Below are 21,543 nucleotides of genomic sequence, written 5' to 3' on the forward strand. Positions count from 1 at the left end.
TGTTCACCGCCTAACGTCTGCCATATTTTTTGAACACAGCACCGACTCCTGCTACCAGGGCAAGGATAATGACGATAGCCACAATCCCCCATATCGTATCCGTTTTCACAGACACACGGAATTCTGCCGTATCAGATGTCTCCGAACAGCTTGCCGTAATCGTCGTAACGTAATCTCCGGTCATAGCCGAGTCGCCCGGCGTCACGTGAGCGGTAATTTCCTGAGTAGCACCCGCCTCCAGGACTTCGATTGAAGATTCGTCGAACGTCACCGTCCAGTCTGTGGGCGCAGAAGAAGTCAAAGTAATATTCTGTAAATCCACATTACTGTTATTGGTAATACTCAGTGTCACATCCGATTCCCTGTTGGCATGAGCGTCAAAACTCAAAAGACCGCTGGGCGTGGAAAGTTCCAGCGCGTAAGTTCCGGTAATCGTCACGGTCAGCTCTGTTTCCAGCGTATCACTGGCAGATGTGGCACTGATAGGGATCGTATAGTCTCCGGCCTCCACATTCTCCGGCGGCGTTACGGACACAGTAAGTCCCTCGCTGGAAGCAGCCGCCACTTCAATGCTTGCCACCTGTGTGGATTCGCCGCTGGGCTGGAAAGATACCTGCCATCCTGCCGGAGCCTGCGCTGACAGGCTGTAGGACTGATCCGCCGCGCTGTTGTTCACAAGAGTTGTACTGAAGCTGAACGCCGTCCCGGAAGCGCCCTCCTGCTCCGGATACTCTGCCTCAAAGCTTCCCTGTCCGTACTGTACTTCCTGGATGCTCAGAACCAGATCCGTCACATCCGTAAGCTCTGTGTCGGAAGTCGCCTGCAGCTGGACTGTGTAGTCGCCTTCCGCCGCGTCTTCCGGAATCTCCAGATTAAAAGTAACTGTAGATTCCGCCCCGTTCTCCACATGGACTCTGCTGATCTGGCTTCCGCTTCCGCTGAAATAACCCTCCCAGCCGTCCGGGATCGATACGATGCTCAGATCCGCGTCCAGGCCGCTGCCGCTGGTATTGGACACATACATGCTGATCGTCTGACTGTCTCCGGCCTTTACCGAGATCCCCGGATAATCCGTGTAAAACTCCAGACCGCCCGCCGCGAAAGCCGGGAATGATGAAAACACAGTGAGAAACAACAGCAGAAATGCTGCAGAAATTGAGTAGATTTTTTGTCTCATAACCATCTTATCCTCCTAAAATAGATATAGCTATTTTAGGAAATGTTTATGTTCATTTTGAGGAAATATTTTGAAAATTCTGTGTCCTGGTTCCGGCTTTTTCTTCTGTTTATCCGCGGAACAACAGGGCAGGGATACCATTGATGAAAACGGTATCCCTGCCCTGTAAACTTCTTCTTACGACGGATTCTTACTGACTCCGAATTTCTGTAAAAGCCTTGGCACCATCTCTTTGGAAAGCGGAAGGGACATGCCCATGGGATTCAGCATATATGCCTTCGCGTCGTTGACCCAGAATTTCGTAATATCCGCGAACGGGATCTGGATCGGGCGGAGCGTTTTATTTCCTTTGGCATATTTCTGATATTCCCAGATATCTGAAAACAGTGGAAAGAAAATGTCTCCATTCTGATGCTTCAGATAAGGAATCCTGCATTCTTTCAGATTTACTTTCTGTTCCTTCTCCTGTCCTTCCGGCGGCAGGACTGCCATAAAGAGACGGGATTTCGCCAGATTGGATCCGAACTCTTCATCCAGCTCCTGCAGATGCTTCATATCCACCCATTCTTTTTTGCGGCGGGCTTCCTGCATCAGATACAGTCCGGTCAGCTGCAGATTAGGCTGATAAAGAGCATTTTTCCCCACCTTTTCCTCAAAGCCTTCCGGAAGAATCCCGGAAAGCTCCACAGTCAAAAGCTCACTGCCTTTCGGGCAATACCCCACCGCATTGACTCCGATAAACGGCAGAATCCCTATATGCTGGCGCACATGGTTCAGATACATCTTTTTCTTCGGACCCTTGGGTTCCCTGGCATTTACCGGGACATAGATCTCCTGTACCTTCAATTCTCTGACCTGGATCCGGATGCCGTCGTCTTCCAGCTCTTCCGCCGCTTTTTTGGCATCCTCCTCATCCTCATAAAGACGCACCCTGTCATAAAAGTTCTCTTCCTCGCATTCCACATAGGGCATGTTGGTGAGCGGAGAAAACATCGCATAAGCTTTATTTAAGTCTTTGATCTTTTTCGCAATAATATCTGTCGGCATTCTGTATCCTCCGGTCTTATTCGTTATATACCAGAGCCATCATCACCAGTTCTTCATCCGAATCATTCTCAAATCCATGGCTCTGCCCGCACTCGATCAGGCACACATCATCCGGGCCCACCGGGATGCGGCTTCCATCGTTGTCAATAAATATGCCGTGACCGGATATCACATAATATGGCTCTGTCTCTCCGATATGTTCATGAAAACCGATGCTGCTGTGCGGCTCCATCTTTACCAGCGCATACATCCGTCCATGTCCGTTAAGCTCCTCCGGCTTCAGGATGTGGTGCATCTCCAGACGGCCTTTGCCGCCGCGAAGTCCTTCCACGGTCTTGATCTCTGCTTTGCGTACCATATCAGTTTCCTCTTTTCCTGAATTTCTATTATACTAATGTATTATAGCATGCACACGCCGACTTTACCAGTGCGAAAACATCAGTAAGATGCTGGACGCATCCCCGGACTTATAGTACACTGTATACATATTCACTGGCCGGAACAGTTCTTTCTGCTCCGGCATGGGAAATGCACAGGAGGCTTTCATGGACGGAAAAGAACGCAGAGAACGGATCATAGAAGAACTGGGAAAGGCAGATAAACCCTTGTCCGGCAGCGCGCTGGCAAAGCAGATGGGCGTCAGCCGCCAGGTAATCGTACAGGATATCGCGCTGCTGCGCACCCGGTATCCTATCCTTGCCACAGCCCAGGGATACCTGCTCTACGAACCTGCCGGGAAAAAATACGTCCGCGCTTTTCTGGTGCGCCATACGAAGGACCAGATCCGCGATGAACTTATGACGATCGTCTCCCTGGGCGGGCTGGTGCTGGACGTGGCAGTGGAGCATGACGTATACGGGCAGCTTCGGGCAGATCTGAATCTGGCTTCCCCAAAAGACGTGGAACTTTTCTGCGAACGTCTGGCACACAGCCGCAGCGGTCCGCTCTTCCCCATCTCCGACGGCATCCATCTGCACACTGTAGAGGCTTCTTCGGAGCATGCCCTGGATCAGATCGAGAATATTCTGCTGAAAAAAGGGTATTTACTCAGAGAATCATAATTGACTTTTCCCAACAGCTGTGATATCTTATTCAGGATATTACAGCTGTCTTGTCACCTGTAATGGTGCAAAGGAGGAAAGTTATGAGTGAAAAACAGATGTCTGCCGTCCGGCAGTTTATGAAGCGGAAAAATATCGTGTTTTCCGCCAGACGTTACGGAATCGACGCCCTCGGCGCCATGGCCCAGGGCTTGTTCGCCTCTCTGTTGATCGGTACGATCATCTCCACATTGGGCGAGCAGGCCGGGATCCCTTTCCTGGTCACCGCAGGCGGCTACGCAAAAGCCGTATCCGGCCCTGCCATGGCGATCTCTATCGGATATGCCCTGCAGGCTCCCCAGCTGGTGCTCTTTTCCCTGCTGGCTGTGGGCGAGGCCGCCAATGAACTGGGCGGCGCCGGCGGTCCGCTGGCCGTACTGGTAGTCACGATCTTCGCCGCGGAATTCGGCAAAGCCGTATCCAAGGAGACGAAGATCGATATTCTGGTGACTCCTCTTGTCACGATCCTGATCGGCACCGCCCTGTCCGCATGGTGGGCTCCCGGCATCGGAAGCGCGGCGAACGCGGTAGGCCAGCTGATCATGTGGGCCACAGAACTGCAGCCTTTCTTTATGGGCATCTTTGTATCTGTCATCGTGGGGATCGCCCTTACGCTGCCGATCAGCAGCGCGGCCATCTGCGCCGCCCTGAACCTGACCGGGCTTGCCGGAGGAGCCGCCGTAGCAGGCTGCTGCGCCCAGATGGTAGGATTCGCCGTGATGAGTTTCCGGGAAAACCGCTGGGGCGGACTGGTGGCCCAGGGACTGGGTACCAGCATGCTGCAGATGGGCAATATTGTAAAAAATCCGCGGATCTGGATCCCGCCCACACTGGCATCCGCCATCACAGGCCCCATCGCCACCTGCATCTTCGCCATGCAGATGAATGGCCCGGCAGTCTCGTCCGGCATGGGTACCTGCGGGCTGGTAGGTCAGATCGGCGTCTACACGGGATGGCTCGCAGACATTGCATCCGGCGCCAAAGCTGCCATCACACCCATGGACTGGATCGGCCTTCTCCTGATCTGCTTCATCCTGCCTGCCGTGCTGAGTACATTTTTCTGTGAAATTCTCCGCCGTATGGGCTGGATCAAAAAAGGAGACCTGACGCTGGAATAATCCGGCGCAGGTCTCTTTTTCTGTCAGCTGTACTGAGGTACGGATGTCCTGGAAGGCTGTTTTTCCAGTTTCTTTCTTATCCTGATCCAGAGGATTACAGACAGGATAACCGCGATATAGTCCGTCACAGACTGTCCCAGGATCACACCGTCCAGTCCGAACATGGCGCGCAGCAGATACAGAAGCGGGATCAGCAGAATACCCTGCCGGAGCACAGAGAGCACCGTCGCAGGAAACGCATGTCCCACAGACTGCATGCAGTTCATATTCACAAACAGGAAGCCGATCACCGGTCCGGACAGCATATAGGCCACCAGCATTTCTACCCCATAGGCTATGACCTCCTCATCGCTGATGAAAATCCGGATGATCGGTTCCCGGAGCAGAAAATAAAGTACCGTGGCGGCAGCCCCCGCTATAAGGCAGCACTTCTTGGTATACCGTTCCACACCCCGGAACCGCTCCATATCTCCCATTCCGTAGCTGTATCCCAGAAGCGGCTGCACGCCGTTTGCCAGTCCCATCTGCAGGAAGGTGATAAACATGTTGGCTTTAAAAACGATTCCGATGGCCGCCACCGGGGAATTTCCATAAGCTACCAGAAGCTGGTTCAGAACGATCGTGGACACGCTCATCAAGGCGGAAAATATCGCCGTCGGAAGCCCGGAAGAACAGGTCTGGGTCAGTATGCCGGCCCCGGCTTTGAAATATTTCCAATGGATGGAAAGGACATGGCTTTTCTTCAGGAAATACCACAGATAATAAGCGCTCGCCATCACATTCCCGATGGTCGTGGCGATGGCGGCTCCCGCAGTGCCCTGTCCCAGGACAGATATAAAGATCGGATCCAGCACGATATTGGCGATGGTACCGATCATGCTTCCAACCATCGCCTCTTTGCTGGCACCTTCCGCCCGGACAATAAAACTGGCCGCCGCAGACCAGATAATGAACGGCGCGCCGTAAGAGATATGGAAGGTATAGCCTCTGGCAAATTCATAAGTCTGTTCGTCTGCTCCGAAAAGAGCCAGGATCGGATCCATGAAAATGATCAGGACCGCCGCGAACAGAATACCGATGATCAGGGAAGCGTAAGTCACAAAAGAAGAGGTATTCTTCGCCCGCTCCTCCTTCTTCTCTCCCAGCGCCCGGGACAGCACGGCGCTGCCTCCCATGCCCAGCATATTGGCAAAAGCCATCATCAGGATAAATATAGGATTCGTCAGGCTGACCGCCGCCACCTGCAGCGGATCTCCGGTCTGCCCCACGAAAAAAGTATCTGCCATATTATAGAGCACAGTCACCAGACTGCTGATCACGCTGGGCACCGCCATCTTCATCACAGCCTTCGGAATCGGCGCCTTTCCCATCAATTCATGTTCGTCCATATGTTCATTCCTCCCGTTCCAGATTTTCCAGCATCTTAGCCGTAATCTTCATAAATATCTCCTGCTCCTCCGGTGAAATCCCTTCCAGCAGGATCTCTTCGGATCTTACGATCTCCCGGCGCAGGGCATTCTGGATCTCTTCCGCCTTTTCTGTAAACACGATCTTCTTATACCGTCCGTCATCCTCATCCGGGATGCGCACAATAAGCCCCTCTTCTTCCAGGTGTTTCAGCACTTCCGTGGCTGTGGACGGACGCAGGCCAAACTCTTTTTCGATCTCTTTCTGATAGACATTGTGTTTCTCGCTCTCCACCAGAATATAATCCAGGATATTTCCCCTGGCTCCGGAGATGCCCACTGTTTCCTGCACTTTTCTGGAGCGTCTTCTCAGCCGGTTGGAGATCCGGTTGATCATCTTTCCTGTTTCCATTTCCATGGCCTCCCGTCTTTTTAATTACTTCGGTTCCTAACTATATTAGTGCAAATATTTTATAATGTCAATAAAAAGAACTCTCTTTTCCAAACGGGGCGCCAGGACGTATTCCATACGTCTCCCGGCGCCCTGTCGTCTCTAAAGCAGCGTCACAGATTCCACTGCGCGCTCTCTGTCTGCAGTTTCACCATCCGGGTATAGATCCCGTTCTTCTGATACAGTTCTTCCGGAGTTCCCTGTTCCGCCGCCGTTCCGTCCGCAAGCACCACGATCCGGTCCGCGCTGCTCACCGTGCGCATACGGTGGGCGATGATCAGCACCGTCTTGTCTTTCACCAGTCTGGAGATGGCCTCCTGCACCGCCGTCTCGTTCTCCACATCCAGGGATGCAGTTGCCTCGTCAAGCAGGATGATCGGCGCGTTTTTCAGAAGCGCCCGCGCGATGGAAATCCGCTGGCGCTCCCCGCCGGAGAGCGTGGAGCCGTTCTCGCCCACCATGGTCTGATAGCCGTCCGGCAGTTCCCGGATAAATTCATCGCAGCGGGCTGCCCGGGCAGCGGCGTATACTTCCTCGTCAGTGGCTCCTCTCCGCCCCAGACGGATATTTTCCAGAATCGTATCCCGGAACAGCACCACATCCTGGAACACGAATGAATAATGCTTCAGGAGCGTTTCCGGATCAATTTTGGAGATATCCAGGCCGCCCAGCGTGATCTTTCCTCCCTGGATATCCCAGAAGCGGGCCGCCAGCTTGCACGCCGTGGACTTTCCGCCGCCGGAAGGTCCCACCAGCGCCGTGACCTGCCCCTGTTTCGCGGTAAACGACACATCCTCCAGCACGCCTTCATCTTCCCGGTAGGCAAATTTCACATGATCGAATACAATATCAAAATTGTCCGGATCGCACTCGCTGCTTCCGGTCTGTACCGGCTGCTCCAGGATTGCGCGCATCCGGTTGATGTTCAGCTTCGCGCTGAATGTGGCGGCGATATTCTGCAGCACCAGCCCCAGCGGATCATACAGCCTGGCGGCCGCGAACAGAAATCCCAGGAAATACAGGAAACTAAGCTCTCCCTTCGCCATCAGCCCCACGCCGGTAAGCACGGTAGTGGCCAGCCCGATCCGCAGGAACGCCTGTGCCGAGCACACAAATACGCCTGTCATCAGCTCCGAGTGGATCGCGCAGCGTTCCGCCTCTTCCAGCCTTTCATCCAGCCCTTTCAGATAGGCCTCCTGACGGCTGCATGCCTTAATATCCCGGATATTTTCCAGGCATTCCTGTATATTATCCGCTACGGCACGTTTCGCCAGAATATTTTTCGTCCCGAAGGTATCCTGCAGCTTTTTGGATCCCGCCGTCAGAAGCACCGCCACCGGCAGTACCCAGAGCGCGGCCGCCGCCATCCTCCAGTTAAAGCAGAACATACAGATGCCGATAAACAGCGTGGAGAAGATCGACGCGAAAAGCTGCGGAATATAATGGGAAAACATCTGATCCAGACTGGAGCAGTCCGCGATCATCGTAGCCGTCAGGTCGCTCAGATCCCGGTTCCCGAAGAAACTCAGCGGCAGTTTGCGAAGAGTTTCTGCAAGACTGACCCTCCGGCTGGCGCTTTCCTGATAAGTAGCCAGATACAGCGCCGCATACTGGAAATAGTGCAGTATGAACAGCACCGCAAGCACCAGAATCGCCATCCCCGTATATACCCACCATCTGTCCATGGTATTTTCACCGTTCTCCAGGACGTTCAAAAGATATTGAATCGTCGCCATAATGACTCCCACCGGGAGCATCAGGCTGATGTTGCAGACAAAGCACCAGAGGACCGCTTTAACAAAGTCTCTCGCCCCTTTCTCACTGAGCGCAAATACATGCTGCAATCTGTCAATCATCTGGATTCCTCCTTTCCGACCTTCCACCGGGCCGCCTGCTGGTAATCTTTCCACATCTCCGCATACAGGCCGTCTTTTTCCAGAAGTTCTTCATGATTTCCCTGTTCTTTTAGTTTTCCTTTCTCCAGTACCAGGATAGAATCCGCATTCCGCACAGTGGTCAACCGGTGAGCGATCATCAGCACCGTTTTTCCTCTGGTCAGTTCGCCGAACGCCTTCTGGATCAGGGCTTCATTCTGCGGATCCGCAAATGCGGTGGCCTCGTCCATGACGATGATCGGAGCGTCCTTCAGGATTGCGCGGGCCAGAGCGATTCTCTGGGCTTCCCCTCCGGAGAGATAGACGCCTTTGGTTCCCACTACCGTATCCAGCCCCTGAGGCAGCTTCTCCAGGATATCCGCACACTGAGCGGCCCTGGCTGCCGCTTCCACTTCTTCCCGGCCCGCATCCGGCCTCGCCATACGGATATTTTCCAGGAGACTCACCTTAAACAGCTTCGTGTCCTGAAAGACAAACGCCACCCGGCGCATCAGATCGCCGCTCTCCATCTCCCTCACATCCACTCCGCCGATCCGGATGCTTCCGCTCTCCGCATCCCAGAAACGGGGAATCAACGCGGCCGCCGTGGATTTTCCTCCGCCGGAAGGTCCTACCAGGCCTACAACAGAACCCTCTTTTACCCGGAAACTCACATCCGAAAGCGCCGGCCTCTCCGTGCCGGGATAGCGGAACGTCACATGGTCAAACACCACTTCCGATCCATGGGGCTTTCCGAACCTCTTTGTCTCTGGAAGCGGCTTCTCCTGCAGGATCTCATCCAGCTTCATCATAGCCTCATCTGCTTCCATCACAGACTCGGACGCATACATGATTCGGTTGATCATACCTCCGCAGGCAGGTCCGAACAGCGCATAGAATATAAAATTTGCCAGCACTTCCCAGCCGTTTCCTCCGGAAGCCAGCAGAAGCGCCGCCGGGATCAGCAGAGCGAAACTGCCGTTGATGCAGGTTAGAAAAGAGGTCTGCCCGTTCCTGCAGCTCATGGCGTATTGGCTGGCCAGGTCGCTGTAGGACTGGATGGCTGCGTAAAATGCTTTGAAAGAATACACCGTCTGCTGAAATACTTTCACCACCGGAATGCCGCGGACGTACTCCACCGCTTCTCCGCTCATCTTCTCGATCTCTCTCTGGTAACGGTGAAAAAATCCCGCGTTCTTTCCGCCCATCATGCTCATCATACACGCCATGGCCAGCACCATGGTCAGCAGGCACAGAAGGCCCATCCGCCAGTCAAAGACAAAAAGCAGGATAATGGCCGCCGCCGGAGTGACCACCGCCGCCGTCAGATCCGGCAGCTTATGCGCCAGCAGATCCTCCGTCAGCGCCGCGTTGTCATCGATAATCTTCCGCAGCCGTCCGGACTGGTCTCCGGTAAAGAAGCCAAGAGGCAGGTTCATCACATGTTCCGCTCCTGTGCGGCGGATATTGCGGGCTGTACGGAACGCCGCGATATGCGTGCACATCAATGCCGCGAAATACACCACAATATTCGCGACCGCGAACCACACGGCCATCCATCCCCAGCGGATTACTCCCTGGACTCCGCTCACATCCGGGTAGGCCGACAATACGCCGCGCGCCACCAGCCATACGCAGACATAGGGCGCCAGTCCCAGCACCGCCGCGACGCCGGACAGCGTGCATCCCAATATGGTGAGCTTCTTATGTCCTTTGGCATAGCTCAGCAGCTTTGATAAATTTGACTGTTTTTTCAAGGAACTCCCTCCTTAATTAGATTTTGTAACAGTTCAGAACGGCGGGAAAAGGGGCAAAAGCAGGCGTTAAGCTTGCTTATAAGCATGCTTTTGTCCCCCTTTTCACATCGGATGGACATCCGATGCTTCTTGTCCGGCCAAGGCCGGACAAGAAGATGTGCCGTTCTGAACAGTTGTAAGTTTTTTATGATACAGGAAGCATGTGCTTCCGAATATCTAAGATTAGTTTAGACTAACTTATCTTTCAAAAGAAAGGGCGGAGCCGTCCTCTGCCCTTTGCTTCCATGGGTTACTGTCCCATGATCTTCATCCAGCCCGCCGTATAAAATGCCCTCATCTCTGCCAGATAGTTTTCCGCCTCATGAAGAGGCATCTCATGGATAATCAGTTCAAAAAAAGCGTTAAACATCCCTGTGATCAGGATATGCTCCAGCCTCGGGTCTATCCTCGGCGAAGGGCGCCCCAGCCCTTCCAGAATGTCCTGGTAATCGTGCGTCGCTTTCGTCTCGATCTCGGCCATCTCGTCCGCCATACCCGCAAAGCGAGTTCCCTCCGAGCAGCAGAGAATCAGCTTGAATTCTTCCAGGTTGTCATAAGCGTACCGGAGCATCTCCAGCATACAGGCCCCGCTGATATCTCCCAGGTTTTCCGGCTGTTCTTCCGGCGGCAGCGCCGCAAAATCTTCCTGCGCCCTGCGGAAGAATCCCATAAACATCTCATACTGCCTGCCCACCAGCGCCTCGAACAGTTCTTCCTTGCTGCGGTAATATCCGTAAAACGCGCCGGTCGTCACTCCGGCCAGCTTTACAATCGTTCTTAAGGAAGCGCCGAGAAATCCTTTTTCCAGAAATTCTTTTTTCGCCGCTTCATGTATCCGCTCCAGCGTAGCGGATCTCTCTTCTCCCATCCGTGATCCCCCTGTCGTTGTCTGTATTTAGGATATAACGGTGTTATATTTATGTCAAGAACTGCAGTTGAGAAGATTCCTCAGTATTGAAAATCGTCTCGTGCGAAAAAAAGACACCCTTGACGACGACAATGGCAGCAGGTAATATAAAATGAGAATTCCAGAAAGGAGAGTCCCCATGGCTCAGGTGATCACAATCTCCATCGATTTGATGATGGCGCTTTGTATGTTTTTATTTGGAAGATATTTTTATAAGTCAAAGGGGAAAGCATGCAATCTCCTGACAGGGTACAATATGTGCTCAGAAAATGACAGGAAAAGCCCGGATGAAGAAAAAGCCATGTGCCGCATCTATGGAAAAATCATGACGATTATGGCTGTTCCGTTTCTGTGCGGAGCAGCCATCGATCTCGTAAAACCCGGTATCGGGTGCATATTGGCATGGGGGATCTGGATTATTCTTTTTATATGGCTATGTATAAAAAGGACAAAATTAGAGAAGTGAAACGGCAGATTTAAAAAGAGAGCCGGTGTATCCGCTCCGGTTCCACCTTCCGCTGCGTTCCTCTCGCATACGGAATCTGAGGATATCCAAAGCCGATGATCATACCCACGTAATGATCTTCCGGGATCTCCAGCATCCCCCTGATCTTTGGCATCAGATTCAGGACGCTGAGCGGAAACGTCATCATCACGGTTCCAAGACCCCTGGACGCGCACATGATCTCAAAATAAGTCCCTGCGATAATAACATCCTGTACAGGTTCTCCTTTCCCCAGCGGCGCATGAGGGATCAAAATATGAGGCGCGCCGCAGAACAGCATGTCCGGCCGCACGGTCTTCTCCCACTGTTTCATGTCCTCATAGGCGTCTTTCCCGAACCCTTCCGGATAGATGCCCTGCTCCGCAAGTCGCTCCATCTCTCTATAAGCGATGTTTCGAAAAGAATTCATCTGTTCTGCATCGTCTATCAAGGTATATTCCACCTGCTGCTTATTTCCACCATTCGGCGCGTTGGCAAGCCTGCACACCATATCATGGATCAATTCTTTGGAAACACCGCGCTTCTGATACCGGCGGCAGGAGCGGCGGTTTGTCACGACCGCATCCACAACTTCCGCCGCTGTGTCCGGATCCGGCGCGGCAAGACTGTCTTCCGGTCTGTGTCCGAAGATGCTTACCGCGCCCTCCGGACAGACCGCCAGGCAATGCTCACATCTCCAGCACCCGTTCCATCCGAATTCTTCAAACGCTTTCATATGGGGACGTTTGTCTTCTCCCATAAAAAGTATGCCGCCGGGACACACCTTCGTGCATTTCCCGCAGCCGACGCACTTGTCGCTGACCATAAATTCGGCCTTATTCATACAGTCACACTTCTTTCTTTTTAATATGATTGTAATTCTTTCCTTCTTAAGAAAAAGTAGGCACTTTTTGGTAACTGTCAAAAAAGTCAGCGGCTGCATGCAGCTGCCAGCAGCATCTCCTGCTCCACCGTCTTTCCGGTCCGCAGGATCGCCTGTTTCAGCCCGTCCAGCTCTCCCGCATCCATGTTTTCCAGCTTTTCTTTTGCGCTCTCTTCCAGGTCGATTCCTGCTCCCATACGAATCGCTTCCTCGAAATCCCGGGCTCCCATACGGTACGGAATCAGTTCCGGAAATAAATGCCTTTTTATATACTGGTAAATCCGTATCCCGCCATAGTCCATATCTCCCCAGTGCAGATACTTTACTCCTGCCGGAAGTACGCTGCATAATCCGGACAGGAACCGGAGCTCTTTCGGGGAGAAAAATCCATGACAGTATATATACAGGGTATCTTCTGCATAGGCCATGTTCTCATAATTTGTTTTATTTTCAATGGTCATTACCGTGCTCACACAGCCGGAGCACCCGGAGATCTTTGCATGCTCCAGTGTCTGGGCATTCAGTACACATCCATAGCGGAGCATCGAAGTATCCGCCTGAACTTCCATGATCTGATACTGCAGAGGCCCTTTCCATTCCAGAGTCTGGGAATAAGTAAGGATCCCGCAGGCGGCCAGAAGTCCATCGTCCGTCATGCCTTCTTCATAGAACGGACATCCGTACAGGCCGTTTTTCAGAACTGAGATCACTTTTTCCCGGCAGCCTCCGCTCCGGAACTTTTTAGAATTTTTAAATACCATACAGCTGAATACCCGCTCCCATACGGGTTCTTTCAGCTCTGTCAGCGTATTCAGGCACCGGAACAGATCCGGATCCTCCGGCTCCTTCACAATCTTTCCGGCTTCCAGTCTCCGGATCAGGTCTTCATAGTATGACCGGAGCCACGGAACCTCCTGCACCGGCGCGCTCCAGGCTCTCACTTCTTCCAGATAGCGGAGCTGTCTCTGCCTGGAATCCTCCATGCCTTCTCTCTGGCAGAGCTTTTCCACTGCCGCCACCGGAAGATCGATCCTTTTCACATCGCTTCCCATGTCCCGGTACGTGACCTGGATCAATCCTTCCTTTTCCAGCGCGCGGATCTGCTCCATCAGCGCTTTCCGGCCTCCTACTGTATCAATAATTTCCTGCGTGATCTCCGGATGCTTCCAGCCCGTCAGTTTCCCCGCCCGGTAGGCCTCCGTATCCATCTTCCGGATCCACAGCTTCGCCAGCGTCACCGGCCGCCTCTTCTCCGCCATCCGGTTCTCCTTCCACCATTCTCAGATAATCGCCTTTATCAATATGCATCATGGAAATCTGATTTTTATGCCTGCGGAATCCGTAGACACAGTCCACGTTCCGGATCAGCGACTGAAGCCTTTCGTCCGGCACGCAGACGATCAGCTGCAGCTCCAGCTCCCGTGCGTAGCGCAGACACACTTCGCTGCGCTCCTTGTCCATCTTGGAGAACGCCTCATCCAGAAGCACCAGGCGGATCTTGGAATCCCTGCTGCTCTGCTGCATATAGAGCATGGCAAAACCCGCCAGCAGCGCCACATATTTGGGATTCTGGCCCTCTCCTCCGGAATCTCTTCCGGCCATTTCGTCCACCGGGTTCTTCTTCACAACGCCGTGTTCATCCTCCACCCGTTCGTACATGCGGAAGGTCAGATAACTCCGGTAATCCGCATACCGCTCCATCTCCTGTTTCTGTCTCGCAGTCTGGCGGGGATCCTGGTCTGCGGCCGGAGGCATGAATTTCTCCGTCAGCAGCTGGATCTTCTGCTCGTATTTCCGGTAAAAATCATCGTCTCCCAGGCTCATCTGGCCTTCAAAGCCCAGGTCGTCCGTCACCTTGCTGTCCAGTTCCTTCGCGGTCAGCATCTCATAGAACTGTCCGTTCTCATTTTCCGCCGGCAGAATCTCGATCTGGTAAATACTGTCCGAGAAACGGATCTTCGCCAGCAGCCGGTTGATCTCCCTGGCATGCCGGTACGCCGCCTTGATGTCTCCATGGATCGTGGCAATTACATTTTCCCGCAAAGTATGGTAAACCAGATCGCATTGCTTCCGGAATTCTTCCTGGTACTCAGGCTCAAAATCCTGACGGCACTGATCCAGCACGCGGTCGTAGACGTCATTTTCCTGCTCTTCGCCGCTGAAATCATAGGACGGATACTCCCGGTTGAAGCGCATCCGCGCTTTCATACGGCTTTCTCTCTCTTCCTGTTCCCGCTCCTTCAGCTGCATAAGCTCCCGGTTTTTCTGGCTCCGATAGGTGCTTTCCGCCTGCGCGGTCAGGGCCTCCTGCACCTCCGCCTCCAGATCTGCATTTGCTGTAAATCCCTCCGTCAGCTGTTCCAATTTTTCCCGATAACCGTCGATGTCTTTTTCCGCACGGATCTTTTCTCCGTTTTTCTGCAGAAGTCCTTCCTGAACCGAAGCAAGGTTCTGTCCGGTCCCGGAAATTTTCTCCTTCAGTTCCTCTCTTCTGCGTTTCAGATCCGCCACCAGCGTGCCGTCCTCCAGTTCCTTCAGCTCGTTCTGCAGTTTTTCCTGTCTTTTCAGACATTCCTCCAGCTGTCCGGCTGCCCTGGACCAGGCGGTAAGCTGTGCCGGATCCTGATTCAGCGATTCGTAGCTCTGAACTTCTTTCAGACCATGTTCCTCGATTAAAAGCTCCTGAAGTTCCTGCTCCAGCCTGCGTACTTCCTGCTCCAGTTCTTCCAGCTTTGCCCGGGAAACCTTCGTGCCGATGCAGGCGCGCAGGGTATAATCCTTCTTTTTCAAATGGAGGAACCGATAGCCGCTGTAAGAATAGCAGTCCGGCGTCACGCCGTCGCGCACCTGGTGAAGTTCCTCCACTGTACGGCATTTTATGATCCTTCCCAGATAATATTTCAGGCACTGGTCCACATACGGCTCTTCCGCGCGGACCGCCTCATAAAGAGACCCTTCCAGGGCCTGCGGCTGATCTCTGCGGACCGCCGCCGTATTGATCAGCTCCACGTCCTCATACTGGCGCATCCCGCGGAACAGCTCCGCCGCCGTGAGCGCATATTCCGGCGCAGTAATCAGGCTGTACTTAACGCGCCCCATACGGCCTTCCACTGCATTCTTCCACTCTTCGTCCACAATATCAAAAAGATCCGCGAAGACATATACCGGGATTCGTTTGCCGTAGCGCATCTTCAGCGCGTCTTCCAGTTTCGTCCTTGCCTGCTTCAGACCTGCGTCATACGGTTTCCGGTCATTTTTAAGATCCTCCACGATCTCCTTTTTCTCTTTCAGCTCCGGCCCCAGCTCCCGTTTCCGGATATTCAGCTCCTGGATCTCTTCGCTCACCGCGTCTCTGGCCTCGCCAAGCCTCCGGCGGAGCTCACCGCAGCGTTCTTCCGTCACATTCCCTTTTCGGAACTCCTCGATCAGCTGAAGCGCAGGATTGCTCACATAGTCCGACGCCGGGCCGTCCTCCGTCCAGCCGCCAAGGCCGTCCAGGATCCTTCTCCACTGACGGCTGTTTCCTGCCAGAAGTTCCGCCGTACGGCCGACCTCGTCCAGTTCCCGTCTCTTCTGTCCGTAGTCGCTGGCTTTCAGTCCGGCTTCCACCTCCACAAGTTCCGAGCGCAGATCCTCCTGTGCCGTTTCCAGCGATATTTTTTCTTTTTCCAGTTCTTCGATCCGGCGGACCGCATCGGAAAGATCCTGCGTTCTGGCTTCCAGACGCGCCTTCTGCCCTTCAATCTCAATGATCCGGAGAATGGATTCGATCCGCACCATGTCCGCCCTGGTCTTCGTCAGGTTCACATGCGCCTCATGGACCGCGTCCAGCAGCCCAATCCGGTGCTCCAGGTCGTCCACGCGCTCCTTAATCTCCCGGTACGCTCCCAGCTGGTCGCTGATGGTACCGACCGTATCCTCCCTGCTCTTTGGAAACATATAATCCCGGATAAACTGCCCCGTACCGTTGGTCATCCGCAGTGCGATCGCGCTCTTTTCCATCGTCGCCAGGCGCCGCGGCTCCACATAGCCCAGGATCACGTCGCACAGCGTGTTGATATATGCCTCATTGGACGGATACAGCCGGTTTATGTCTCCCCTGCCCCGGTTCCAGGAAGAATTCTTTCGCTCCTCGGTCAGCTTCCGGATCTTCGCTATGGAATAGGGGACTCCGTCCTCGTCCAGATATTCATTTTCCGGCAGCGGGCCGCTGTGGCTGAAAAACGTGTATTTTTTTATATCCTGGTCCATTTTTCCCACTTCAAATGCCGCCCCGAAGCAGGTCGTAATCTTTGTCCCTGTGTCTGTCAGCTCCAGCACGATATGCGAGCAGAAATCCATATGCTCACGGTTCGCCGTGCCGTCCTTCTGTGCTCCGCGCAGATAGCTGAGCACGCTTCTGCGGTTCCTGGCGTCGTCCGCCGCTTTATTCAGGAAAGACGGGGACAGGCTTCCATACAGGATCACCTGGATCGCGTCCATGACCGTAGATTTCCCAGATCCGCTCTTACCGCTGAACAGATTGACATATTCGTGGAATTCCAGCACTTTATGGCTGATTCCGCCCCAGTTGTTAATCAGCATCCGGGTAAATATCTTCTTCGCCTGTTTCAAAGTCTTCCTCCTCTTCCGTGTCCTGCACGTTCTGCTCTTCCTGAAGTTCTTCCCGGTATTTTTCTACCAGATCGCGGATATCCGCCGAAGTGCAGTACAGGTTCACCGTTCCGTAAATATAGATGGGCGTATGGTCTTCCACATCCCGGACTGCTCCCGGCAGATCAATCATCTGATGCATACGCATCAGATACAATGCTTCTTTCCATTCTGCCGCCGTCAGTTTTCTGGTGATCAGGTTCGTATTTTTCCCGTATTCCCGGATCTCCGCCAGATTCGTTACGGTTGCTTTCAACCCTTCTCCCAGAATCTTGTCTCTGTAGATCAATTTGAGCAGCAGCACCAGCAGCGTCGTGGTCATGCTCATACGCTCCGCAGCAACGCCCTCTCCTTCCAGCCGGAAGATATGTTCCTGAGGATCATGCTTCAGCCCGCATCCCAGCACAGACAGATAATCTTCAATAAATCCCCGGTGGCGCATACAGATCTCATACCTGGGATTGTCTCTGGGCGTCAGTGTCACCGGATCGTATTTTACCTGCAGGATGCAGGTCTGGCGAAAGAGATCCCGGATCGTCTTCTTCAGATTTTCCGCCTCCGTCACCGTCAGTTCTTCCAAATAAGATACCATGCCGTCATTTCCTCCGATCTGCATTCTTTACGGTCAGGGAAGAGAAACGGAATCCTTCTTCCGTCTCCACTTCTTCCCCGATCTCGATCTCCTGGCGTCCTTCCGACTGTTCCGTCATTTCCTGCCATATGAAAAACAGTTTTTCCAGATCCTCCATGGACCGGACCGTATCTTTTCCGGCCCGGAACACGCCGTCCTTCTGGCTGCGGTTCCAGAAATCACGAAGTTCCTTTCCCGTGTAAAGCGGGCGCAGGACGAACTCTCCCAGTTCCTCTTTTTCGGCCTGAGGCGCTTCTGCCACCGCCCCAGGCAAAAACGCCTCTTTCTCCTTGTCTCTCCGGCTGTAAAAGCTCTTCTCCGTAATCACCCGGTAGGACGACGTGACCTTCATACGCGCCGCCAGTTCCTCCAGCAGTTCTTCTTTCCGTTTCCCATGGTCCAGAAGGTTGACCAGCAGGACCGTCTGGTCCTCCTCCTGCGCTCCCTCCTGCAGAAGGTAGCGGATACGCGCCGCCGCGCGTCCCGCAAATACCGTTTTCTGCTCAATCAGCTGGTTGTACCTGCGCTCCAGTACATCGAATTCCCTCTCAATCTGATAAAGCAGGTCCATCGCTTCTGTACAAAGCTCCACAGCCCTTTCGGCTCTCGCCGCCGCGGGAGTCCCCTCCGGCTCTTCTCCCCGCCTCAGCTCCAGTTCCTGGCGCCGGAGTTCATTTTCCCGCAGATTCCGGTCGATCAGCTCCTTCACGGCCTCTTTGTACCGGTAAAAGCTGTCCGTAGTGGTCAGGATCGCATATCTGCGGCTGTCCGTATTATTAATCTCTTTGACCAGAACCTCCTGAATCCCCCGGAAATCTTTTTTCCTGGATAATTCATCAAAATATCCCCGCATGCCTTCCTGCATATTGGAAAGCATCTGCGTCAGGCGCCGGGAAGTTTTCCAGGCGCTCTTTAACATCTCATTATTTTTCTCCGGATCTGAACTGTAGGTAAACAGATAACTGTAGACCGCCAGCACACTCTCCCTCTCCGCCCCGTCCTCTTCGCTGGACAGTTTCTGGAACAGTTCCACGAACAGGCGGCTGTATTCAGGAAAGGACAGCACATAGCTGTTCAATGTCTCGTCAAAGTCTCTCCGGAGCCATCCCCAGTCCACAAAATGTCCCAGGCAAACGGAAGCCATATTGCTGCGGGTCAGAAGCTCGCCTTCTTCGTCGAACCGGTCCTGATCCCAGTCAATCGTGGTCTCCGTCAGTTTTTCATTGATGACTGCCCGGCATTCCTGTTCGGTCAGCCCCAGCACAGAATAGGATCTGCTGCTTTCTTCATGAACTGCCACCAGGAAAGACACATAATATCCCATGTATTTACTTGCAAATAGTTTATAAAAATCCGGCGGGATCTTTCCCATCAGACTCATCGGCTTCTTCCTTTCCTGTTCCTGCTCGCAGCAAAACACTGGTCGCATACCCGGAATTCATACCCGAGCGGCAGTGTCCGCCCGCAGTATTTGCACTTCTGGATATAATTCTTCTTGTCCCTCACCAGATACCTCATAATCCGGTCCTCGGTTTTCTCTCTTTCCAGCTCCAGCCGCTCCACATCCATGTTTTTCCCGATCCGGTTGGAAAACTGATGATAGAGATCCAGCATTTTGTAATAGGTCTCATATTTCATCAGCCCGGCGTCCGTACACATTTCCAGCGTAGGAAAATCCAGGCAGATATCCGCCGTGTAGGTCTGGCAATAATACAGCCAAAGCCATACGATATCCCGGTTCTTAATATCGATGGAGCAGGTCAGCATCCGGTACAGCGTATGCTTGTCCTCAAAGCCGTCGATATCCTCCCGCGCCTTGTACGCCCGCTCATACAGAAACAGAATCTCGTCGATGCTGATCTTCTCAAACGGCGGCTCCGGCTCTACCGATTTCCATATTTTCAGGATCGTATTCAGCGGCTCTGCCATATCCAGCAGCACATGAGGGAATCCCAGGCTCACCCGGCTGATCTTCGGCTCTGTATTTTCGAACTGCGCACGGATATAGTCCAGAGCCTCCCCTCCCATGGCGTTGACGTACCCGGTGTCATACATCCCGTACCGCCCTGCTCTCCCCGCGATCTGCTTTACTTCAGAGACGTTTAAGGGGCGGCGGCTCTTGCCGTCGAATTTATCCGTCTGCATAAAAACGATCCGGCGCACCGGCAGGTTGAGTCCCATGCCGATTGCGTCCGTGGAGACGACTACTTTCGTCTTCCCTTCCGTAAAAAGTTTAATCTGACGGCGGCGGATCTCCGGAGGCAGGCTTCCGTATACCACGCTCGCCTTCCTGCCCGACGCTTCCAGCCTCCCTGCGATATCCAGCACCGCCCTCTTGGTAAACACGATCAGCGCGTCCCCCTGCTGTACGTCTTCCGGGAACCGGAACGGCACATCCTCGCATTCCAGGCTGGTCATGCGTTCGTATCTGCGGATTTCATAGGAGTCATGGCAAAGCGTAATCAGATGCGTGATCACTTCTTCCGCCGCAGGACTCATACAGATATGGATCTCCGAAGCCTTTACGCCCAGGATCGCCCTTGTCCAGGAATGTCCCCTGTCTTCGTCCGCGATCATCTGCGCTTCGTCGATCACTGCCACATCATACGTCTGGTCGATGTCCAGCATCTCAATCGTAGACGACACCACCCGGCTTCCGTCCTCCCGGATGCACTCTTCTCCGGTCAGCATCGTACAGGCCAGCCCAAAATCTTTCATCTTTTCGTAGACCTCCAGCGCCAGCAGACGCAGCGGTCCAAGATAAACGCCGTGCTCCGCCTCCCTGAGACGCTCCAGCGCGTGGAACGTCTTTCCGCAGTTAGTAGGCCCGACGTGCAGGATAAACTTCCGCTCCATCTCCAGAGCCTCCGGAAACTCCATCTCCGGCCGGGTGGGCACGAGATCGATAATCTGGCCCCTGACTCCGTATTCCGAATAGTGCCTGCACAGGTCTCTCAGCGTCCGGATACAGATTTTCCCCGGCATCTCCGTCCGCAGGTAATCCAGGAATTTTGTCGTGATGATTTCCTGCTCTTCCTCATCCAGAAGCGCCAGATCCAGGCGCACCAGTTCCGGAAGCAGAAAATCCCGGATCCTCATGACGGCGATCTGGTTGTCCTGCCGGAACGCGTAGTAGGAAAGATTCCTGATCTGCCGGTGATAGTCCTCCAGACGCACCTGTGTGATTTTTTTTGAACTGGAATTCTGCAGTTCGTGGGACAGACTTCTGATCCGTCTCTCATACGTCTTCTTTCCGTCCGTGTTTTTCTTCTTCAGCTTTTTGGCGCTTTCCTTATACTCTGAAAAGTACAGCTGCACCAGTTTATCTTTTTGTACCATGAATCCTCCCTCGTATGTATGGGATTCCGCTTCTGCAGGATTCCCTCCGCGGACGGCTCTCTTTCTGCCGCCGCACCAATATTTTTAGTATATAACAAATTGTATGGATTGTGGGAATTTTTTTCAGAATTCAAAACGGGGCTGCTGCACTGCCGTGCAACAACCCCTGCCATGCAATAACCTCTAATTTAATTCTCCTACGGCCGGCTGAAGATATAACGTCAGAATATCTTTCATACGGTAAATGGATGCCGAAAAACCATCCGCAATCCATTTCCAGTTTTGGCTTCCGCCTTCCGAAGATTCTCCATCATAGACGGGTTCCGATCCCATCAGTTCTGTAACCCGGCTGATCCACGTTTCGGTTTCTTCATCCGTTTCCTGAAAAGCATCCTCCTGCACACTCTCCTGGTCCGTCTGGGAACCGGCGTCTGTTTCAGAAGGAGGAACCGTGTCTTCCGCAGTGCAGCCGCTGAGGAACAGAACGGCGATGATTGCGGCTGCAAAAATTTTTATCTTTTTCATTTTCTTCTTCTCCTTTCCTGTAAATGCATTTTATATTTCCCCGAATTTTCCTTGTTATAGTATAGACAATTTACAGAGAAGAAAAATTTCGAAAAGTCCGTTTAAAATGCAAAAATGGAAAGCCTGTTATAGATCCAGAAACAGGGATGCAG

18 protein-coding genes are annotated in these 21,543 nt (G+C 53.2%); 3 read left to right on the forward strand and 15 right to left on the reverse strand.

The window, feature by feature from the left end; translation table 11 throughout:
• Positions 1-10: 10 nt before the first annotated feature.
• From B5F29_RS14050 to B5F29_RS14060, 3 genes are all read right to left on the reverse strand, one after another.
• The gene (locus tag B5F29_RS14050) at positions 11-1,177 is read right to left on the reverse strand and encodes a COG1470 family protein (protein WP_242955679.1); all 1,167 of its coding nucleotides are present in this window, start codon (positions 1,175-1,177) and stop codon (positions 11-13) included.
• A 177-nt stretch (positions 1,178-1,354) separates the two neighbouring features.
• Entirely contained in the window at positions 1,355-2,224 is an 870-nt protein-coding gene (locus tag B5F29_RS14055) for an SseB family protein (protein ID WP_087155252.1), read from the reverse strand.
• 16 nt (positions 2,225-2,240) lie between these two features.
• Complete coding sequence (locus B5F29_RS14060) at positions 2,241-2,582, reverse strand: cupin domain-containing protein (protein WP_087155253.1); 342 nt, start codon at positions 2,580-2,582, stop codon at positions 2,241-2,243.
• Between the two features lie 187 nt (positions 2,583-2,769).
• Between B5F29_RS14060 and B5F29_RS14065 the strand changes: the two genes are divergently transcribed.
• Positions 2,770-3,285 carry a transcription repressor NadR gene (locus B5F29_RS14065; protein WP_087155254.1) on the forward strand — a complete coding sequence of 172 codons (516 nt, stop codon included), beginning with the start codon at positions 2,770-2,772 and terminating at the stop codon, positions 3,283-3,285.
• Between the two features lie 98 nt (positions 3,286-3,383).
• Positions 3,384-4,442: a PTS transporter subunit IIC gene (locus tag B5F29_RS14070; RefSeq protein WP_087155275.1), complete on the forward strand. Its 1,059-nt coding sequence runs from the start codon at positions 3,384-3,386 to the stop codon at positions 4,440-4,442.
• Between the two features lie 23 nt (positions 4,443-4,465).
• Here the strand turns inward: B5F29_RS14070 and B5F29_RS14075 are convergent, their stop codons facing one another.
• From B5F29_RS14075 to B5F29_RS14095, 5 genes are all read right to left on the reverse strand, one after another.
• Complete coding sequence (locus B5F29_RS14075) at positions 4,466-5,830, reverse strand: MATE family efflux transporter (RefSeq protein ID WP_087155255.1); 1,365 nt, start codon at positions 5,828-5,830, stop codon at positions 4,466-4,468.
• A gap of 4 nt (positions 5,831-5,834) precedes the next feature.
• Positions 5,835-6,260: a MarR family winged helix-turn-helix transcriptional regulator gene (locus B5F29_RS14080; RefSeq protein WP_087155256.1), complete on the reverse strand. Its 426-nt coding sequence runs from the start codon at positions 6,258-6,260 to the stop codon at positions 5,835-5,837.
• Positions 6,261-6,412: 152 nt separating this feature from the next.
• Positions 6,413-8,155 (reverse strand): ABC transporter ATP-binding protein, encoded by a 1,743-nt coding sequence (locus B5F29_RS14085; RefSeq protein WP_087155257.1) that lies wholly within the window; start codon positions 8,153-8,155, stop codon positions 6,413-6,415.
• Positions 8,152-9,930 carry an ABC transporter ATP-binding protein gene (locus tag B5F29_RS14090; RefSeq protein ID WP_087155258.1) on the reverse strand — a complete coding sequence of 593 codons (1,779 nt, stop codon included), beginning with the start codon at positions 9,928-9,930 and terminating at the stop codon, positions 8,152-8,154. Before B5F29_RS14090 ends, B5F29_RS14085 begins: the two co-directional genes overlap by 4 nt.
• A gap of 289 nt (positions 9,931-10,219) precedes the next feature.
• Positions 10,220-10,837 carry a TetR/AcrR family transcriptional regulator gene (locus tag B5F29_RS14095; protein WP_087155259.1) on the reverse strand — a complete coding sequence of 206 codons (618 nt, stop codon included), beginning with the start codon at positions 10,835-10,837 and terminating at the stop codon, positions 10,220-10,222.
• A 151-nt stretch (positions 10,838-10,988) separates the two neighbouring features.
• On the opposite strand from B5F29_RS14095, the gene B5F29_RS14100 reads away from it, so the two are divergent.
• Complete coding sequence (locus tag B5F29_RS14100) at positions 10,989-11,342, forward strand: DUF3784 domain-containing protein (RefSeq protein WP_242955680.1); 354 nt, start codon at positions 10,989-10,991, stop codon at positions 11,340-11,342.
• A gap of 10 nt (positions 11,343-11,352) precedes the next feature.
• Here B5F29_RS14100 and B5F29_RS14105 read toward each other — a convergent pair whose 3' ends face one another.
• The 7 genes from B5F29_RS14105 to B5F29_RS14135 form a co-directional block, all read right to left on the reverse strand.
• Positions 11,353-12,204, reverse strand: a complete 852-nt coding sequence (locus B5F29_RS14105) for a nitroreductase family protein (RefSeq protein ID WP_087155276.1) — start codon at positions 12,202-12,204, stop codon at positions 11,353-11,355.
• Positions 12,205-12,290: 86 nt separating this feature from the next.
• Positions 12,291-13,451, reverse strand: a complete 1,161-nt coding sequence (locus tag B5F29_RS16895; RefSeq protein ID WP_242955682.1) for a Wadjet anti-phage system protein JetD domain-containing protein — start codon at positions 13,449-13,451, stop codon at positions 12,291-12,293.
• Positions 13,378-16,857 carry an SbcC/MukB-like Walker B domain-containing protein gene (locus B5F29_RS14115; protein WP_143449165.1) on the reverse strand — a complete coding sequence of 1,160 codons (3,480 nt, stop codon included), beginning with the start codon at positions 16,855-16,857 and terminating at the stop codon, positions 13,378-13,380. Before B5F29_RS14115 ends, B5F29_RS16895 begins: the two co-directional genes overlap by 74 nt.
• A complete protein-coding gene (locus B5F29_RS14120) occupies positions 16,817-17,488 on the reverse strand; it encodes a DUF4194 domain-containing protein (RefSeq protein WP_087155277.1) in 672 nt (223 codons plus the stop codon). The genes B5F29_RS14115 and B5F29_RS14120 overlap by 41 nt, the downstream gene beginning before the upstream one ends.
• A gap of 4 nt (positions 17,489-17,492) precedes the next feature.
• Positions 17,493-18,908 carry a Wadjet anti-phage system protein JetA family protein gene (locus tag B5F29_RS14125; protein ID WP_206414221.1) on the reverse strand — a complete coding sequence of 472 codons (1,416 nt, stop codon included), beginning with the start codon at positions 18,906-18,908 and terminating at the stop codon, positions 17,493-17,495.
• Positions 18,905-20,866, reverse strand: coding sequence for an SUV3 family DEAD/DEAH box RNA helicase (locus B5F29_RS14130; RefSeq protein WP_087155262.1), 1,962 nt, complete (start codon positions 20,864-20,866; stop codon positions 18,905-18,907). The genes B5F29_RS14125 and B5F29_RS14130 overlap by 4 nt, the downstream gene beginning before the upstream one ends.
• 183 nt (positions 20,867-21,049) lie before the next feature.
• Positions 21,050-21,391: a hypothetical protein gene (locus B5F29_RS14135; RefSeq protein ID WP_087155263.1), complete on the reverse strand. Its 342-nt coding sequence runs from the start codon at positions 21,389-21,391 to the stop codon at positions 21,050-21,052.
• Positions 21,392-21,543 lie beyond the last annotated feature (152 nt).

Origin of the sequence: Lachnoclostridium sp. An196 (assembly GCF_002160135.1) — a bacterium.
Lineage (GTDB): Bacteria > Bacillota > Clostridia > Lachnospirales > Lachnospiraceae > Hominiventricola > Hominiventricola avistercoris.

Bases quoted from the DNA above. Each gene is read 5' to 3' on its own strand.
- B5F29_RS14120 (WP_087155277.1), bottom strand. From the start codon at position 17,488: ATGGTATCTTATTTGGAAGAACTGACGGTGACGGAGGCGGAAAATCTG.
- B5F29_RS14050 (WP_242955679.1), bottom strand. From the start codon at position 1,177: ATGAGACAAAAAATCTACTCAATTTCTGCAGCATTTCTGCTGTTGTTT.
- B5F29_RS14095 (WP_087155259.1), bottom strand. From the start codon at position 10,837: ATGGGAGAAGAGAGATCCGCTACGCTGGAGCGGATACATGAAGCGGCG.
- B5F29_RS14125 (WP_206414221.1), bottom strand. From the start codon at position 18,908: ATGAGTCTGATGGGAAAGATCCCGCCGGATTTTTATAAACTATTTGCA.
- B5F29_RS14105 (WP_087155276.1), bottom strand. From the start codon at position 12,204: ATGAATAAGGCCGAATTTATGGTCAGCGACAAGTGCGTCGGCTGCGGG.
- B5F29_RS14100 (WP_242955680.1), top strand. From the start codon at position 10,989: ATGAGAATTCCAGAAAGGAGAGTCCCCATGGCTCAGGTGATCACAATC.
- B5F29_RS14085 (WP_087155257.1), bottom strand. From the start codon at position 8,155: ATGATTGACAGATTGCAGCATGTATTTGCGCTCAGTGAGAAAGGGGCG.
- B5F29_RS14070 (WP_087155275.1), top strand. From the start codon at position 3,384: ATGTCTGCCGTCCGGCAGTTTATGAAGCGGAAAAATATCGTGTTTTCC.
- B5F29_RS14135 (WP_087155263.1), bottom strand. From the start codon at position 21,391: ATGAAAAAGATAAAAATTTTTGCAGCCGCAATCATCGCCGTTCTGTTC.
- B5F29_RS16895 (WP_242955682.1), bottom strand. From the start codon at position 13,451: ATGGATACGGAGGCCTACCGGGCGGGGAAACTGACGGGCTGGAAGCAT.
- B5F29_RS14075 (WP_087155255.1), bottom strand. From the start codon at position 5,830: ATGGACGAACATGAATTGATGGGAAAGGCGCCGATTCCGAAGGCTGTG.
- B5F29_RS14060 (WP_087155253.1), bottom strand. From the start codon at position 2,582: ATGGTACGCAAAGCAGAGATCAAGACCGTGGAAGGACTTCGCGGCGGC.
- B5F29_RS14080 (WP_087155256.1), bottom strand. From the start codon at position 6,260: ATGGAAACAGGAAAGATGATCAACCGGATCTCCAACCGGCTGAGAAGA.
- B5F29_RS14130 (WP_087155262.1), bottom strand. From the start codon at position 20,866: ATGGTACAAAAAGATAAACTGGTGCAGCTGTACTTTTCAGAGTATAAG.
- B5F29_RS14055 (WP_087155252.1), bottom strand. From the start codon at position 2,224: ATGCCGACAGATATTATTGCGAAAAAGATCAAAGACTTAAATAAAGCT.
- B5F29_RS14065 (WP_087155254.1), top strand. From the start codon at position 2,770: ATGGACGGAAAAGAACGCAGAGAACGGATCATAGAAGAACTGGGAAAG.